The organism is Leptospiraceae bacterium (assembly GCA_016708435.1).
Taxonomy (GTDB): Bacteria; Spirochaetota; Leptospiria; order Leptospirales; family Leptospiraceae; genus UBA2033.
In genome coordinates this window covers 14,806-31,193 of sequence record JADJFV010000034.1, presented here as the reverse complement: position 1 = coordinate 31,193, position 16,388 = coordinate 14,806, and the positions used below count along the sequence as shown (strand labels likewise).

At 36.2% G+C, this 16,388-nt stretch carries 18 protein-coding genes; 7 read left to right on the top strand and 11 right to left on the bottom strand.

Annotated elements, in window-relative coordinates; genetic code table 11:
* The first annotated feature begins 163 nt into the window (after window positions 1-163).
* From IPH52_22905 to IPH52_22895, 3 genes are read left to right on the top strand one after another with little or no spacing between them, the layout of a single operon-like run.
* A complete protein-coding gene (locus tag IPH52_22905) occupies window positions 164-532 on the top strand; it encodes an IS3 family transposase (GenBank protein MBK7057849.1) in 369 nt (122 codons plus the stop codon).
* Complete coding sequence (locus tag IPH52_22900; GenBank protein MBK7057848.1) at window positions 514-633, top strand: hypothetical protein; 120 nt, start codon at window positions 514-516, stop codon at window positions 631-633. The genes IPH52_22905 and IPH52_22900 overlap by 19 nt, the downstream gene beginning before the upstream one ends.
* The gene (locus tag IPH52_22895) at window positions 602-985 is read left to right on the top strand and encodes a DDE-type integrase/transposase/recombinase (protein ID MBK7057847.1); all 384 of its coding nucleotides are present in this window, start codon (window positions 602-604) and stop codon (window positions 983-985) included. The genes IPH52_22900 and IPH52_22895 overlap by 32 nt, the downstream gene beginning before the upstream one ends.
* A gap of 11 nt (window positions 986-996) precedes the next feature.
* Here IPH52_22895 and IPH52_22890 read toward each other — a convergent pair whose 3' ends face one another.
* The 4 genes from IPH52_22890 to IPH52_22875 all read right to left on the bottom strand — a co-directional run bounded on the left by IPH52_22890 (window position 997) and on the right by IPH52_22875 (window position 4,334).
* A complete protein-coding gene (locus tag IPH52_22890; GenBank protein MBK7057846.1) occupies window positions 997-1,656 on the bottom strand; it encodes a leucine-rich repeat domain-containing protein in 660 nt (219 codons plus the stop codon).
* 46 nt (window positions 1,657-1,702) lie between these two features.
* Window positions 1,703-2,341: a leucine-rich repeat domain-containing protein gene (locus IPH52_22885; GenBank protein MBK7057845.1), complete on the bottom strand. Its 639-nt coding sequence runs from the start codon at window positions 2,339-2,341 to the stop codon at window positions 1,703-1,705.
* 57 nt (window positions 2,342-2,398) lie between these two features.
* On the bottom strand, window positions 2,399-3,523 hold the full coding sequence (locus IPH52_22880; GenBank protein MBK7057844.1) for a leucine-rich repeat domain-containing protein: 1,125 nt from the start codon (window positions 3,521-3,523) through the stop codon (window positions 2,399-2,401).
* 214 nt (window positions 3,524-3,737) lie between these two features.
* Complete coding sequence (locus tag IPH52_22875; GenBank protein ID MBK7057843.1) at window positions 3,738-4,334, bottom strand: Uma2 family endonuclease; 597 nt, start codon at window positions 4,332-4,334, stop codon at window positions 3,738-3,740.
* Between the two features lie 307 nt (window positions 4,335-4,641).
* Here IPH52_22875 and IPH52_22870 point away from each other — a divergent pair, with 307 nt between their 5' ends.
* Window positions 4,642-5,028, top strand: a complete 387-nt coding sequence (locus tag IPH52_22870) for a hypothetical protein (protein MBK7057842.1) — start codon at window positions 4,642-4,644, stop codon at window positions 5,026-5,028.
* Window positions 5,029-5,035: 7 nt separating this feature from the next.
* Here the strand turns inward: IPH52_22870 and bfr are convergent, their stop codons facing one another.
* Complete coding sequence (bfr, locus tag IPH52_22865; GenBank protein ID MBK7057841.1) at window positions 5,036-5,509, bottom strand: bacterioferritin; 474 nt, start codon at window positions 5,507-5,509, stop codon at window positions 5,036-5,038.
* Window positions 5,510-5,733: 224 nt separating this feature from the next.
* Here bfr and IPH52_22860 point away from each other — a divergent pair, with 224 nt between their 5' ends.
* The 3 genes from IPH52_22860 to IPH52_22850 all read left to right on the top strand — a co-directional run bounded on the left by IPH52_22860 (window position 5,734) and on the right by IPH52_22850 (window position 8,763).
* Window positions 5,734-6,837: a thiolase family protein gene (locus IPH52_22860; GenBank protein ID MBK7057840.1), complete on the top strand. Its 1,104-nt coding sequence runs from the start codon at window positions 5,734-5,736 to the stop codon at window positions 6,835-6,837.
* Window positions 6,834-7,889: a lipopolysaccharide heptosyltransferase II gene (waaF, locus tag IPH52_22855; GenBank protein ID MBK7057839.1), complete on the top strand. Its 1,056-nt coding sequence runs from the start codon at window positions 6,834-6,836 to the stop codon at window positions 7,887-7,889. The genes IPH52_22860 and waaF overlap by 4 nt, the downstream gene beginning before the upstream one ends.
* Window positions 7,890-8,058: 169 nt before the next feature.
* Entirely contained in the window at window positions 8,059-8,763 is a 705-nt protein-coding gene (locus tag IPH52_22850) for a hypothetical protein (GenBank protein MBK7057838.1), read from the top strand.
* 71 nt (window positions 8,764-8,834) lie between these two features.
* Here the strand turns inward: IPH52_22850 and IPH52_22845 are convergent, their stop codons facing one another.
* From IPH52_22845 to IPH52_22820, 6 genes are all read right to left on the bottom strand, one after another.
* Complete coding sequence (locus IPH52_22845) at window positions 8,835-11,867, bottom strand: hypothetical protein (GenBank protein ID MBK7057837.1); 3,033 nt, start codon at window positions 11,865-11,867, stop codon at window positions 8,835-8,837.
* A complete protein-coding gene (locus IPH52_22840; protein ID MBK7057836.1) occupies window positions 11,868-12,761 on the bottom strand; it encodes a hypothetical protein in 894 nt (297 codons plus the stop codon). It lies immediately after the preceding gene.
* Window positions 12,745-13,464: a M48 family metallopeptidase gene (locus IPH52_22835; GenBank protein MBK7057835.1), complete on the bottom strand. Its 720-nt coding sequence runs from the start codon at window positions 13,462-13,464 to the stop codon at window positions 12,745-12,747. The genes IPH52_22840 and IPH52_22835 overlap by 17 nt, the downstream gene beginning before the upstream one ends.
* A gap of 79 nt (window positions 13,465-13,543) precedes the next feature.
* Complete coding sequence (gene recG / locus IPH52_22830) at window positions 13,544-15,619, bottom strand: ATP-dependent DNA helicase RecG (GenBank protein MBK7057834.1); 2,076 nt, start codon at window positions 15,617-15,619, stop codon at window positions 13,544-13,546.
* Window positions 15,616-16,125, bottom strand: a complete 510-nt coding sequence (locus tag IPH52_22825) for a dual specificity protein phosphatase family protein (protein ID MBK7057833.1) — start codon at window positions 16,123-16,125, stop codon at window positions 15,616-15,618. Before IPH52_22825 ends, recG begins: the two co-directional genes overlap by 4 nt.
* Window positions 16,126-16,138: 13 nt before the next feature.
* On the bottom strand, window positions 16,139-16,375 hold the full coding sequence (locus tag IPH52_22820) for a hypothetical protein (protein MBK7057832.1): 237 nt from the start codon (window positions 16,373-16,375) through the stop codon (window positions 16,139-16,141).
* Window positions 16,376-16,388 lie beyond the last annotated feature (13 nt).

The window sequence follows — 16,388 nt, the reverse complement described above, 5'->3', positions numbered from 1 at the left end:
GAAAGGGACTATGAAAAGGAACGAAAGAGAAAGATAAACTCATTCAAAGATTAGAAGAGAGAATTTAATTTTAAAAAGTCAATAGGCATTTTTACGAGAGACCCTCAACAAAATAAATAAGTTTTTTTTCATAAAGAAAATAGAGAGTTTTGATGTGGTAAAAATGTGCGAAGCTTTAGAAGTCTCAAGAAGCGGTTTTTATAGTTGGTTAAATAGGCAAGAGAGTAAAAGAAAACAGTATCATCGTTTTTTAATTTCTTGGATCGTGCAAATTCATGCAGAGTCTAAAGAAACTTATGGAGCAGAAAGAATTCAGCAAGGTCTATTTGAAAAAGGAATAAAGTGCGATGTTCGTGTAGTATCTAGACTTATGAAGGTAGCGAAAATAAGCAGTAAAATAAAGGCTGGATTTAAACCATCAACGACAGATTCGAATCATGAGAATAGAATTTCGCCAAACCTTTTGGAAGAAATTTTCAAGTCGAGAAACCAAATCAAGCGTGGGTATCCGATATTACCTACATATTCGTAGGCAATACTTGGATGTATCTTTGTGTAATCATTGATCTTTTTAACCGAGAAATAATCGGTTGGAATTTCGATGATAATATGGAAACACCCTCTTCTTATTAAGACATTTGAAAATGCGGTTAATACTCGTAAGCCAGAGAAGGATTGTATTTTTCATTCAGATAGAGGAGTGCAATATACAAGTAATGAATTTAGAAGTTTATTAGAAAAAAATAAAATGCGTCAAAGTATGAGTCGAAAGGGAGACTGCTGGGATAATGCAGTAGCCGAAAGTTTCTTCAAGACTCTAAAAGTAGAAAAAGTAAATCATATGAAATATGAAACTAAGCAGGAAGCGAAAACAGATTTATTTAGATACATTGAAATTTTTTACAATCGAAAAAGATTTCATTCGACTTTAGGCTTTACAAGCCCAGTCAATTTTAGAATACAATATGAGAAGCGGATTGCCTAAAATCGTGTCCATTAAATATGTAGTAGTCCATTGTCGTAAGAGTGTATTTCTGTTTCATGAGTAGTAATTTCTTCCGGATTGAAACCTTTATTCATTATTCTTTTTGTGAGACAGGTCTTGCCAACCCTTCCATTTCCAATTAAAATAACCTTACCTTCATAAAAAACTTTTTTCCCTTTATTATATTCTTCAAAAAAAGAACGAATTGAATCAATGCCTCGATCACAAATTACATTAAGCGGGAATATAATGGGGTTTTCACTCAAATATAAAAAAGTAAGATTTTCCAGTTTGATTATATGCTCCGGAATTTCTTTTATCTGGTTGCTACTCAAATATAAAGAAGTAAGATTTTCCAGTTTGCTAATATGCTCCGGAATTTCTTTTATCTGGGTGTCACTCAAATTTAAAGAAGTAAGATTTATAAGAGAGGTAATATGCGATGGAATTTCTTTTATCTGGGTGCCACTCAAATATAAAGAAGTAAGATTTATAAGCATGCTGATATGCGATGGAATTTCTTTTATCTGGGTGCGACTCAAATTTAAAGAAGTAAGATTTATAAGAGAGGTAATATGCGATGGAATCTCTTTTATCTGGGTGCCACTCAAATTTAAAGAAGTAAGATTTATAAGAGAGGTAATAGCGATGGAATCTCTTTTCTGGTGCACTCAAATTTAAAGAGTAGATTTATAAGAGAGGTAATGGATGGAATTCTTATCTGGGTGCCACCAAATTTAAAGAAGTAAGATTTATAAGAGTGCTAATATGCAATGGAATCTCTTTTATCTGGTTGCGACTCAAATTTAAAGAAGTAAGATTTATAAGAGAGGTAATATGCGATGGAATTTCTTTTATCTGGGTGCCACTCAAATTTAAAGAAGTAAGATTTATAAGAGAGGTAATATGCGATGGAATTTCTTTTATCTGGGTGCGACTCAAATTTAAAAAAGTAAGATTTATAAGAGAGGTAATATGCTCTGGAATTTCTTTTATCTGGTTCCTTCTCAAATATAAAGAAGTAAGATTTTCCAGTTTGATTATATGCTCCGGAATTTCTTTTATCTGGTTGCTACTCAAATATAAAGAAGTAAGATTTTGTAGTTTGCTAATATGCTCCGGAATTTCTTTTATCTGGTTGCTACTCAAATATAAAGAAGTAAGATTTTGTAGTTTGCTAATATGCTCCGGAATTTCTTTTATCTGGTTGCTACTCAAATATAAAGAAGTAAGATTTTCCAGTTTGATTATATGCTCTGGAATTTCTTTTATCTGGTTGCTACTCAAATATAAAGAAGTAAGATTTTCCAGTTTGCTAATATGCTCCGGAATTTCTTTTATCTGGTTGCCACTCAAAGATAAAGAAGTAAGATTTTCCAGTTTGCTTATATGCTCCGATTCTTTTATCTGGTGCTACTCAAATCTAAAGAAGAGATTTCCATTGCTTATAGCTCTTTTATCTGTGCTACTCAAATCTAAAGAAGTAAGATTTTCCAGTTTGCTAATATGCTCCGGAATTTCTTTTATCTGGTTGCTACTCAAATCTAAAGAAGTAAGATTTTCCAGTTTGCTTATATGCTCCTTGATTTCTTTTATCTGGTTGCTATTCAAATCTAAAGAAGTAAGATTTTCCAGTTTGCTTATATGCTCCGGAATTTCTTTTATCTGGTTGCTACTCAAATATAAAGAAGTAAGATTTTCCAGTTTGCTTATATGCTCCGGAATTTCTTTTATCTGGTTCCTACTCAAATCTAAAGAAGTAAGATTTTCCAGTTTGCTTATATGCTCCGGAATTTCTTTTATCTGGTTCCTTCTCAAATATAAAGAAGTAAGTTTTTCCAGTTTGCTTATATGCTCCGGAATTTCTTTTATCTGGTTGCTACTCAAATATAAAAAAGTAAGATTTTCCAGTTTGATTATATGCTCTGGAATTTCTTTTATCTGGTTGCTACTCAAATATAAAGAAGTAAGATTTTCCAGTTTGATTATATGCTCCGGAATTTCTTTTATCTGGTTGCCACTCAAAGATAAAGAAGTAAGTTTTTCCAGTTTGCTTATATGCTCCGGAATTTCTACAAGATTACATTCATACAATCCTAGAGTTGTTAAAATCTTAAAATTTAGAATTTGTTCAGATGCTCCCTCCATTTTTTTAATTTCCAGTAAAGATAATGCCGATAATTCAGTAACTTCTTCTGGAAAGTCTTTTTGATTCTCGATTACTAATCCAAATATATTTTCTTTTGTGAGAATAGGTTTGAACTTTTTATATTGCTCGAAATCAATACAAAGTCCTGAAATGTCTTGTATCGTTTCTAGTGGATTTTTGTCCACATCAATCCGCTTTAAGTTCTTCAACTTCCGTATTTCTTCAGGTATAATTTTGATTTTGTTATCAGTTAAATCCAACTCTTCCAACTGTTCCAGTTCAAAGACTTCTACTGGAATTTCCGTAAGTTTTGATTCTCTTAGGCTCAATTGCTTCAACTGCTTGTCTTTCGCTTCTTGGATTTTTTTAAGTATAGGTTGTGGTGTCATAGCTAGTTATACAGTTACTCTATGAAATGATGTTTTGTCCAGTGGAAAAGTAAGTAGGATTAAAGGATTTCAGGATTAAGAGGATGAACGAGTAGAAAAATATTTTCTAATTACAAATCTTGTTAATCCAATAATCCTGCAAATCCTGATTCAGACCGTTAGTTTCCCTACTCCGAAATCCTGTAAATCTTGTTAATCCTGTCCAAAAATCCCCCTACTTCCCCACAATCTCATCAATACAAAAACGCAATCCTTCGATCACTTTGGATTCGAGGAAATCACCTTCTTCGTAGACGACGATGCGATCCCATTTTGTATTTGCGTTTCGATTTTCGCGGACTTCGATTTGTTTTGTATCAGCGTCAACTAGCCATAATTCTCTCACGCCTAACGCTTCGTATGTGTCAGCCTTTGTGGTTTTATCGTATTCAAAGGTTGAGAGACTTAAAACTTCAATGACTAAGTCAGCAGTTGTAGGAATTTCTTTTTCAAAACGAACGAGAGATTCTTTAGAAAGGTAAAACAAATCAGGCTCTAACCAGGTAGTTTTGGTCCTTTGAATACCGGCGCGAGGAGTATATAATTTCCCTCTAATACTTTCACTCTTGATATAATCTCTTAGCAGAGAATGTAATTTCTCTATAATAATTGAATGTCGCCAATCAGGCATAGGACTCATATACAAAACTCCATTTATCAATTCCATTTTGGAATAATCTTTTGGCTCAGGAAGAGCGAAGAACTCATCTAAAGTATAAGTTTTCACTAAAGGAGAAGAGTTGATTAAAAAACTAGAATCTACCACTATCATAGTTCAAGTATGATCTTATATTATTTGTTGTCATCCTATTTTTGCAAGGTGGGTACGAGAATCTTGCATATCTTTGATGGCGTGATTCAATGCTGTGCGATTAATAATTTTCACCGCGAAGGGCGCGAAGAACACGAAGAGTTTAAACAAATTCCTAGTTTTTCCTTCATGTTCTCTGCGCTCTTCGTGGTTAATCCTCTTCTTAGTTTTCCATAACTTGACTCCAATGAATGCATTAGTAATCCGAGCAAAACACAATGAATAAAAAAAAGAGTTTCTTTTTTTGAATACTGAGTTAGAAAAAGCTATGAATAAAATTCAAACCTTTACAGAAAATAAATTATTAATTCAAGTAGAAGAGCACGAAGATCAAATCAAAATTTTCTGGATAGGAGAATCGACTTCTCGAAATCCTGCACAATTCTTAGATCCAATTCTAAATGAAAACTTTAAAATTATTCAAACAACTTTTAAAAGATTGATTTTAGATTTTACAAAAGCAGAGTATATGAACTCGGCTGCGATCATTCCCATTATTAAGATTTTAAAATTAGCCGGTGACAGCGGATTAAATGTGCAAGTGTTTTACAATCAGTTCGAGCGTTGGCAGTCTGTATTAATTGGTGAATTAAGAATTTTTGAAACCGAAGATGACCGAATTCAAGTCATCGGCATCCCCGGTGGTGAGCGGTAATTCTTTGTTATTCGCCTTCGATTTGTTGTGCTAGGTAATTAGCAACGCCAACCTCAGAAATGATGGTTTGTTGTGCTTCAATCCAGTCGATATGCTCTTCTTCCGAAACCAAAATTTTCTCCATTAACTCACGAGAGCCATTGTCTTTCGCACGAGTAGCAATTTCTATTCCACGATTGAGACGTTCAACGGCTGAAAATTCCAATTGCAAGTCATGCGCTAGCATTTCTTCGATGGTAGATCCTACCATTACTTTCATATAACGTTGTAAATCTGGAACTCCATCGAAAAATAAAATTCGCTCAATTACAGCGTCCGCATGTTTCATTTCTCCAATCGACTCTGTTTGTAAATACTTTGCGAGTTTTACATAGCCTTTGTTTTTATTCATCTTTGCATGAATGAAATATTGGTTAATCGCTGTTAGTTCAGCCGCTAAAATCTCCCCTAATACTTCTAATACCTCTGCATTTCCTTTCATACTTTCTACTCCTTGCTTCTTTATTTATTTGATTCAATTATACTACCGAAAAGTTGAACAGAAAAGATTTATTACAAACCACAAAAAACCCTTGCCTCAAATTCCCGTTAAGATAAAATAAATTTTACAGTGCACAGTTCAATTTTTTTATTTTATAAATTTGGAATTATTTTAAATAATTTGATTTTAAATCCCCATATAAATCATTAAAGAAGAATAAGCTTATGAAACCTATCTATATTCATTGTCCTAATCTCAGTAAATTCGGAAAGCATGAGCTTTCTGTTTTGCAGCTTTCTAGGCAAACGGCAGAAATTTCTCTTTCTCAGTTTGAAAAAGACAGAATTGACTTACTCCTATTTACCTCTTTTACACCAGAACGCTATACAAACGAGTTTCATCTAGCCGCAAAGCTAGCAGACTCACTCGGTCTAAAATCTGTATTTGCGATTCGAACAGAAACTGCTTCTTCGAGTGGTGCCTCTGCCCTGCATGTGGCTTACTCTATGTTAGCCAGTGGTATGTTTAAGAATGCACTCATTGTAGGAACGGAGATTATGAGTAAGTTAAGTAGAGAAGAAAGCAACTTAGTCTTAGGCTCTGTATTGTCCGACAGAATGAGAAATTTCTCTATGTCAATGGCACAAGGTGCGGCTTTGATTACTACGCGTTATCTGCAAGACTATAATTACAGACGAGAAGATTTATTTTATATTGCGAAGAAATTGCACGACAATGGTTTCGAAAATCCAAACGCACATATCAAAAAGAAGATTACCGAAGAAGACTACAAGCAAGCTCCCATTTTTTCTGAACCACTTGGACTTTACGATATATCGCCATTATCCGATGGAAGCGCAAGTCTCGTATTATCCGCTGAAGCAAAATCAGACATCCAAATTCGAGGAATCGGGCATGGACTAGGAGAATTTAAAACAGTAAACCTAGGAACTAGTTTCCCATCCTCACTGGCAGCTTATAAAAAAGCCTACGAAATGGCTCATTTAAAACCATCTGACATTCAGATCGCAGAGTTACACGATGCATTTACCACCTTCGAAATCATCGGGGCGGAAGATGCAGGATTATTCCCGAAAGGTCATGCACTCAACGCAGTCAAAGACGGAGTATCCGCGATTACGGGAGATTTGCCGATCAATCCATCGGGTGGCTTAAAATCAAGAGGTCATCCAATCGGAGCCTCAGGTCTTGCTCAAATCGTAGAGCTAATTCGCTTTATGCGTTTACAAAATAGGTCAATCGGTTTAGCTCATTCTATAGGTGGTCTTGCTACAAATAATTTCGCAACTATATTGGAAAGAACATGAAAATACTGATTATTCAAACTGCTTTTTTAGGCGATCTCATTCTAACTACTTCCTTTTTTAGAGAAGTAAAAGAAAAATACAAAGGAGCAGAGATTCATCTCATAGTCAACAAAGGCACAGAAGACATTTTAGCCGGAAATAAGAATATAACAAGCGTTATTCCCTTTGACAAAGCTAAAGTAAAAAAGTCTATCTTTTACTTTTCTCAATTTATTCAAAGTCTGAGACAGGAAAAATTTGATCTATGTATCTGTCCTCATTTTTCACACCGTTCGAGCTTAATAGCTTATTTTTCCGGCTCAAAAGAAAGAATTGGTTATGCAGAAGCAGGATTTTCCTTTCTACACACAACGAAAATTTCCCGTCCCACTCGCGGCAAACACGAAGTAGACAAACTTTTTTCTCTTATCAACAATTCCACAGAGGAATTTACCACTAAACGAAAACGTCCAGAGCTTTTCTTTCCCGAAGAAAGAATTCTAAAAATTCGTGACCTATTGCAATTGCACAATTTAAACAAAAACTTTATAATCATTGCTCCTTCTTCTATTTGGGAAACAAAGAGAATGCCCACAGAAAAATTCAAACAACTCTTCAATCTCATAACGCATAATACCAATTACTCTATCGTTCTAATCGGCTCGAGCAAAGACCAAATTCTTTGTGAAAATATAATAGACAGAAGACTTCCAGACAATGTAAAAAAGACACAATCCGACCCGGAAAGAATTTTTAATCTGGCAGGAAAGACAGATTTAGTTGAGCTTTCCTATGTAATCAGTCGAGCAAAAGCAATTGTATCCAACGATTCTTCTCCTATTCATTTTGCATCGGCACACAATATCCCTACAGTTATGATCTATGGTGCAACCATCCCTGACTTTGGTTACTCTACATTAGCCGATAAATATTTTTTCTCCGAAGTAAATGACCTTCCCTGTCGTCCATGCGGAATTCATGGCGGCAAAGTCTGTCCCGAAAAACATTTTAAATGCATGGAGTATCAGGATATTGAGTTAATGTTTAAGGAATTGCTAATATTAGCTCAATAATTCGAGGAATATATTTCTTGACTTTTCAGATTCGAAATAAGATTTTTAAACCACGAAGAGCGCGAAGATAGGATAACCCTTCGTGTTCTCTGTGCCCTTCGTGGTTAATCAATTTTTACATTGCATAATCATATTACATTGACAATATTATTTTTTTTAAGAGGAAACCATGAATACAAAATTAAAGAGCATATTACTATTATCCGCGATTCTTTTTACATCTAGCTGCGCTTCTCTTGAAAAAGAGCGGCTAGCACTAGAAAAAGAAAAGCTAGAATTTGAAAAAAAGAAATTACAGTTTCAAGAAGAGAAATTAAAAACCTGCGCCTGCTGTAATCCATGCGGTGGTTGCGGCAAATCAGATGAAGTCTTAGTTGTCGAAAAAAAAGAAAAGCCCGATTGCATAAAAGAAAATCCACCGACTAGCGAAGAAATTTGGGCTCTATCAGTGGAGGGAAACTGGCATTATTCCCCTGACAAAATTAAGTCAAAGAACATTTGCAAAGGAGATTTAAAGGAATCCTTTTATAAACAATTCGCGAATACAGAAAGCTATGTGGCAGAAAAGCAAGTCCCTGCAACCAAACAAAGCAGTTGTATTAACAATGTGTTATTCTCTGGCAAGTCACAGCTTTATAACTCGATGCTCGACAAAACAGCAAAAGAAGAATCGGTTCAATTATCCAAACAAGACAAAACGCAAATTCTACAAGAGTCTGTTGATTACAACAATGCTGAAAAAGGAAGAAGCTTTTACTATGAATGCAAGCCTACTGATGCAGGCGGTAGATGGGATAGCTGTAAATGTGTATTGTATGCATCATATCCAGAAGGCAAACAAGGCCTAGCCGCTAGAATCAAAAAAGGAAATTAAAAAAATATGAGTTCTATCTAAGAAATGTTTTAACCTGTCACCCCCTAAATTTTCTGTCGGGGGTAATTGCTTTACTCATATTTATAATACTGAATTGCCGCCTCTGCTGTGAATGTATCTTTATTGGCAGGATCAATGATTAGAATGGATCTGCGATAATTGTTTTCGTCATAGTAGAGGCTAATACCGTGTGCATCCGAGAGTCTTTTGGCTGGAATTTTCTTTTTTTCTTCATAACCTACGATCAAGTCCTTAAAGCCGGCATGATTCGAAACAATTCCGTATGTATCTACTCCCATTATCACTACCGGCAAATCAGTCTTAACCGAAAGCATCTCCAAGACTCTTCTATACTGCAAATAGATATAGAGTTGATTTCGATAACTATAAGAACTGATGAGAGAAGACAAGGGGTTAAAGGCAAACGCCGCCCAATAGGATTTAATTCCAAGCGAAGGAATACCGCCATTAGTCTTAATTGCAATTGAAATTCCTACAATCATTTCATCGTCTTTTTGTATTAGCCTGTTTATATAAAACCCTTCTTTCTTAATTTCAGCCGGATAGTTCGCAAGACAAATTCCGCCCATGTCTCCATAGTAGGCATCAAGCGAGGTTTTAGAAATGAAAAGTTTGAAAGGAGAAAACTTTTCCTTCACTTTCTTTTCCGTGTTCTCTAAAATATCCTGCCACTTTGATTTTTCCGAATTTAATTTTCCAGAGCTAGTAAGCTTACTTACGGAAGCATCCATCGATTCCGTATTTAGTTTTTTATTTTTAGTAATAATATAAGGTCGAAGAAGTCCATGAAGGCGGTGATCCGATTCGGTTTCTATTTTAGTTAAAGCCTTGTCTGTTTGAATTAAATTTTTACAAAGTTCAAGTGTGGTTAGAAAATAAGAAAACTGCGAATAATTAAAAGTTTCCTCTACGATGTCCTGTCTTAGAAAATCTAACTGCTCTGATAGACGAGTTTCTTTCTCGTAACGAATAAGAATCATCGAAACAGCAAATGAATAAAGCTCGGAGCCAGTGTCTGCAATGTAACCGGAAATTAAAATAATCACTAGAAATTTTTCATCTTCACTCAGCCTGGGGTAAATAGAAAGTATCTCCTCATAATGAGTTCGTTTATCACGTATGAAAGAAATGGATTTCTCTAATTTTTTAGCGGAGTCTTTTTTTTCTTTTAGAATCGCTTTATCCGGAACTTCGCTTTCTTCTAAGAATTTGATTTCTAATTCTAATTTTCTTTGCTCTTCTGTTTTACTTTCTAGACTTTCTCTCAGTTGGATGCTTTCGGTGTTCAAAAAAGGAACAAAGTTTTCAACGGATACAGGGGAAGTCGTAAGAAAAGGGGATAACGCGGATAAGACTAACTTCCGATTTACTTTCTTTGCTATTTCTTCTTCCTTGAACTTATCCATATTGTTTATTTCATAAAAAGGAATTTTAAATTCTTTCTCGATATGAAACGGATTTGGTTTTGCAATCGAAAATTCACTATACAGGTTAGAGAAATTAAGAGACTTAATGGCTGAAAAGAAATTACTTCCAAGACCGCGAATAGCACTTCTTAAGAAAAGAGGATGAACATTGTTTCCAAGCGAATCAAATTGGGCTAATGTCTGTAAGTCCCACTGTCTATCGATTCCAGTGATAGCATCCAATCGGAATCGATCTAGAATCTGTTGCGATTCAGGATTTCTTTTTGTATAAGCATTCAATAAGTCTTTAAACGAAAACACAGTTCCTTTGGGTCCGAAATCACTAAGAGGTATACCAAGCTTACGCGCTAATTCTAGTAAGTAAGTAGTTTCGTAAGTATCGCCGGGATTTTGGAAAATTCGTCTGATATTCGGATACTCGGGATCTACCCCATTATTGTCTCTGACTAATGCAATGTATGCCTCTCGGTCTCTCGCGGGCTTAGACATTAACTTTCGAATATGCCAGGTATAGGTGTGATTCCCGCCTGTGTCATCTAACGCATCCACTAATGCGGCAATATTCTCTGCCAGATTGGTATCCTTTCTCCCAATCAATACATTAGAAACCCATGGAAGTAAAAAATATCCTGATTGAGTTTTTAAAAGAGCAGATAGAATTTTCAAGAAAGACTCTGTCTCTACAATGAAATCATAGTATTTGTATCCTTTATTTCTTCTCTCCTGAAATCCTTTCTCGAAATCTTTCCCATAAATCCCGGGAGCATCTTTAGCCAGGGAATCTAAGTAGCCTTCTTTAAAATTCTCTCTGAACAATCTCTCAACATCGGGCAGTAGACTGAGTATCCGATTCAAATGCGGCAAATCTACCTTACCCGACAGGGCAAATAGAATTGGCAGAATATTTCTTTTTAAGAACAAAATAAAAGCCGAATTATCGAGCCTCAGATCAGCCCAACTATCCATATAAACACCAATTGCACTACTCTTAAGCGCCTCTTCGGAAAAACGAGCAAGCGGCTTACCGGCATATTTCACAAGCACAATGTCTCTTGCCATCCGCACCCGCTCTGTCCCTAGAATCTCTTTATCGAAGGGAGCAGATCTTTTTAATTCTAAGAGAGTATCCGCAATTAGCCGCAAAGGAGTTAAATGCTTACTGCCCCACTCTCTCCAATTAAAATCAGCTCCCATTCGCGGATTTTGCACATAACGCAAAAAGGCATGAGGTGAAATTCCCTCTCTAGAAAGAGCAATCAAATTTTGAATAAAGGCTGCGATAGAACTGCGTTTGCCGCTAAAAAGTAAAAGTGCTTCATCGTATTTGGTTAGAATTTCAAACGGAGACAGCCAGGTTTTATTTCCCTTACTACACCATTCCACATACAAGTCTTCAATGAGAAGAGCATTCTCATGCTTCCTGCGGATATCTAGTTCTACCCCTGCAAGAAACGGTCTACTCTGGGTAATGGATACTTTTGATTTTTTACGGAGGTCTCTTAGTTTTTGAACGCGAGGAGAAACTTTATCTGCATATTTATTTTCTTCTTTAGATACATTTTCATCATCTAAATGCTCTTCTAGTTCCGAAAGAATTTCTAAATCGTCAGTCTCTCCTTCTGAATAAATGACTGGCGGATTCTTGTTCGGTTCCATTTACTTACATCTTGCCCAACAATTATTTGTTAGCGGTGCACAGGATTTCGTATAACGCTTCGGATTCACACACCAACCCTGCTCTGCATCTATATCCCAAATGTCAATTCCAACGGGTGCTCTAAAAGCTTGTTCCAAAGGCTTTGCTGTATTTTTATCTCCAATAGTCAAAGATTGGGTTAACAGGGATTCTCCGGAGCCTCTATAAGTTACAATGGTCGGATTAAAAGTCACAGCCCAATTTCTTCCTGCAGCCGCCGTATCATTAACTGCGTGATCCCATTCTTTCGTGCAAGCGGTTAATGATTCATTGCCACCACAATGATTCCCGTTTGGATTAGAAGAACAGCATGTATCATGCATCTGAGAGCCAATCGCTACCTGACAAACTTTCAATCCATCAGGAGTCGTTTCATGGCAAGTGCCACCTAGACCACCTTCGCAGTTCTTACCGATTGCTCCAAAGCAAGTATCTCTTCCAGTTCCGCAAGAGCTGTTTACAATATCAAAGCTAATATGTATTAACCCAGAGCCTTGCGCCGCTCCTCTCTTTGCGCATACTCTATATTCACCGACAGCGAGATTGGTAAGATCAATACTTTCAGTCGAAGAATTCTTGGTCATGCTTGTGGCAATTTGCGAATAACCCTTTGCCTCTTTTTTCTCTAAATACAAATCAGCATTAACTTTTTCTACTCCAACCATCTTGGCAACTAAATATTGGCTAATATCATTTATCCGTAACCCGGAAGTGCAAATCGGCTTTGCTTCCAATACTGAATCAATTTGAATTCTACCCAATATTTTACAGGTCGAATCAGCATTTACATCTACTACTAAGAAGAAAATAAATGCAAAGAAAGCAAATGCAATTACCTCAATAAACTTGCGCATTGTATTTTCTCATCTCCTTGTCCTTAGCCTTTGCTTCCGGACAAATTTTACAAAGCAATTCCCAAAATCTCTTACTATGATTTTTATGAACAGTGTGACAGAGTTCATGTAAAATCACATAATCAGAAAGCTCTTCTGGAATTCGAAGCAAATGTAAACTCAGATTAATATGATCGAGCGCCGTGCAACTACCCCAACGGGATTTCATATTTTTAATCGTGATGCCCTTGTATTTAAAGCCTTTTTCCTTTGCAAGATAAGCCAATCTTGCCGTCAAATACTGCTTAGCCTCTTTTCTGTAAGTTTCCTCAATTAGATATCGAATTTGCTCTTGTATATCGCTATCGGTTACATTGCGATTTTCAGGATAATAGATATTTAACACATTCTCCCGATCGGTATACGAAACATCTCGCCCAATCCAGGGAAGAATTTTTACATCATGGTATTTTGTTTTAAAATTACTGTCTTCAGTAAAAGGAGCGGATTTTTTTTCGGTTGCGGATAATTTTTGTATACTCCTATTAACCCATTCCTGATTTTCTCTAAGAATTTCTTCTGCCCCCTTATATGACCAGTGTGAAGGAATCGAAACGCAGACACCTTTGATCGGGTGAATCTTAAGACTCATGCCTCTTGTGCGGCGAGTCTTCATTATCTCTATTTCGCCTACGCCTTTGTATTGAATGATTTTTGTCTTCATGTTTTACCTGCGATAATTAGACTCTTGTTCATGCGAATAGTTTACGAGAGACAAATTATTATTATCCTCAATCCATACATTAGTTAGGAAAAAGAATTCGACCTTCTGTGAATCTAGTTCTCAACTCCAATTTTTCCATGTCTCCAATACTTCCAAATTCTAATGCATCCTCTTTAGATTCAAGTATTGTTTCTTCGTCTTTTTCTAAATCTCCTACTTTAAAATCCGGGAGGCCACTCTGTCTTAGCCCCAATAGTTCACCAGGTCCTCTGAGTTTTAAATCCACCTCAGCAAGTTCAAATCCATCATTGGTTCGAACCATGGCTTCAATGCGGGTAACAGCGTCTTCACTCACTTTGTCAGGTGTGAGTAAAATACAAAAACTCTCATGCTCTCCTCTACCCACACGACCTCTAAGCTGATGAAGCTGGGAAATTCCAAACCTGTCCGAATGCTCAATTACAAGAACCGTTGCATTCGGAACGTCAATGCCCACTTCCACAACAGTAGTCGTTACCAGGAGCTGAATCTCGTTAGCCTTAAAGGCGTGCATGACAGAATCTTTTTCTACACTCGTCATCCTTCCATGTAGGAGTCCGATTTTGTAATCTTTAAATTCAAACATCCGAAGTCTTTCGTAAGATTCGATGCACGATTCTAAATCAACTTTTTCTGATTCTTCGATGAGTGGATAAATAATAAAACACTGTCTACCCTGTGCTAAATACTTTTTAATTGAGTTGTAGACTGCCGGGCGTTTATCCTCTGTTATCCACTTGGTAACAATTGGTTTTCTGCCCAGAGGTTTTGTCTTAATTGTGATTAATTGCAAATCACCGTAGAGGGTAAGACAGAGTGTGCGCGGAATTGGTGTTGCGGTCATGGCAAGTATATCTGGATTTTTTCCTTTGGCACGGATACTCTCTCTTTGCTCCACTCCAAACTTATGCTGCTCGTCTATGATTACAAGACCCAGATCGCTAAAGACTACATCTTCTTGAAAAAGACTATGAGTTCCAATGACTAGAAGAGTTTCCCCTTCTTTTAAGCGGGCAAGCTTTTCTCTTCTAGTTTTTTCTTTTTCTTTTCCAATGAATAAATCAATTCGAGCAAATGGGGTAAATTGTAATAAGCCCTGAATGGTTTGAAAATGCTGTCTTGCTAAAACCTCTGTCGGAGCAAGCATACAAACTTGAATATTATTATCCATATAGTGCATTGCAGTTAACAAAGCAGTAACCGTTTTTCCCGAACCAACATCTCCCTGTAAAAGAACAGCCATTGGAATGTCTTTACCGTTTAATTCTTTCATTTTTTCAAGACTTGATTTTTGGTCTTGTGTAAGTTCAAAGGGAAGTCGCTCTAGAATTTTTCCTGCCCCTTCTGATTTTCTAAGAGGCCAGAGTTTGCGTTTGATCTTTTGTCTTTCTGTTCTTTTGTATTCCATGAGAAGATTAAAGTAAAAAAATTCTTCGTAGGCAAATCGTCGTTTGGCTTCTGTCAGAGTTTCATCTGTAGTAGGAAAATGAATTTCTTGGAAAGCATCTTGGCGCTTCATGAGCTTACGTTTCTTAACTGCTTTGGCTGGTAAAACTTCTTCAATAGAAAATTTCTTTCCATCAATTTTATCTAATACTTGTTTAACTAGTCTTCTAAACCCTCGAGAGTCAAGCCCGTCCTTCTTCAAAGCTTCCGTTGTGGGGTAAAGGGGTATTATCCGTCCCACATGAGTCAAGTCAGCTTCTTCGTCTTCATCTCCGGAAATGATTTCGTAATCAGGGTGCGAGATTTGGAGTCCACGGAAGTATTCTAATTTGCCGCTGACAACAAGATGCATTCCGGGCTTAAATACATGATTAAAATAATTGACTCCACTAAAAAAGACAAGGGAAATTCTTTCGCTATTCGAAGTCTTCACTCCCACAATCAATCTACTTTTTTTTCCATGAGCGAGATAAGAATCCATCACTGTGGCAAGAACAGTCACAATCTCTCCGTGCTTAAGAAGTATCGTAGAAGAAAAATTTCTATCTAAATAACGGCGCGGAAAATAATACAAAAGATCGAATAATGTGTGTATGCCGATACTTTTCAGAACCGCAATTTTTTTAGGTCCTACACCTTTTAGTATTTCAATGGAGTCTTTTAGATTCAAGGTTTATGACTCACATGCGCATAATATTCATTAATCCATGCTTCTTGTATTTCGGTATCAGGAACTTTTATTCTTCTACTCTGAGAAATGAGATTTAAAGCATCCTTTGCATTAAAGCCTAAGTGAACCATAATACTCGAAGCTAATATGGAGGATCTGCCAATGCCTGCCCGACAATGAACTCCTATCGAAAAACCATACTGCACTTTCAAAGCTAATTTCCGGCAAAATTTTTCAATTTCGGATATTGATAAAGGAATACCTCTATCCTGCATAGGGAATTTCAAAAATTCAATTCCATATTTATTACAAAATTCTCCTTCAAGCGTTAAGCCTAATTCTTCCTCTTCTTCTTTTGTTAAAGCAGAGACAACGATTCCAATTTCCATTTGCTTTAAATATTCAATAGACTCTTCTAAAAATTCATTTCCCTTTGGACGCGACACAATGGCAATCTTACCTTTCGAATTAATCGGAATAGAAAATATATTTAATAGGCTAATCATAATTATTCGAAAATTAATTCACTGTATTTCTAAATACATTTAAAGAATTTATATCAATTCCTCTTTCTTGCAATATATACATTCGAGTATTTCCATTCATAATTCTTCCGTCATCTTTCACGAAAAGCGGAAATAGTTCGAAAGATTCAATGATTTCTTGTTCTGACCTTTTATTCCAAAACTCATAACTACCTCGCCTACTTTTTATCACTTCTTCTGAGTGAATAATTTTAAGTAATTTCAGACTCACACTACCCTTTGCT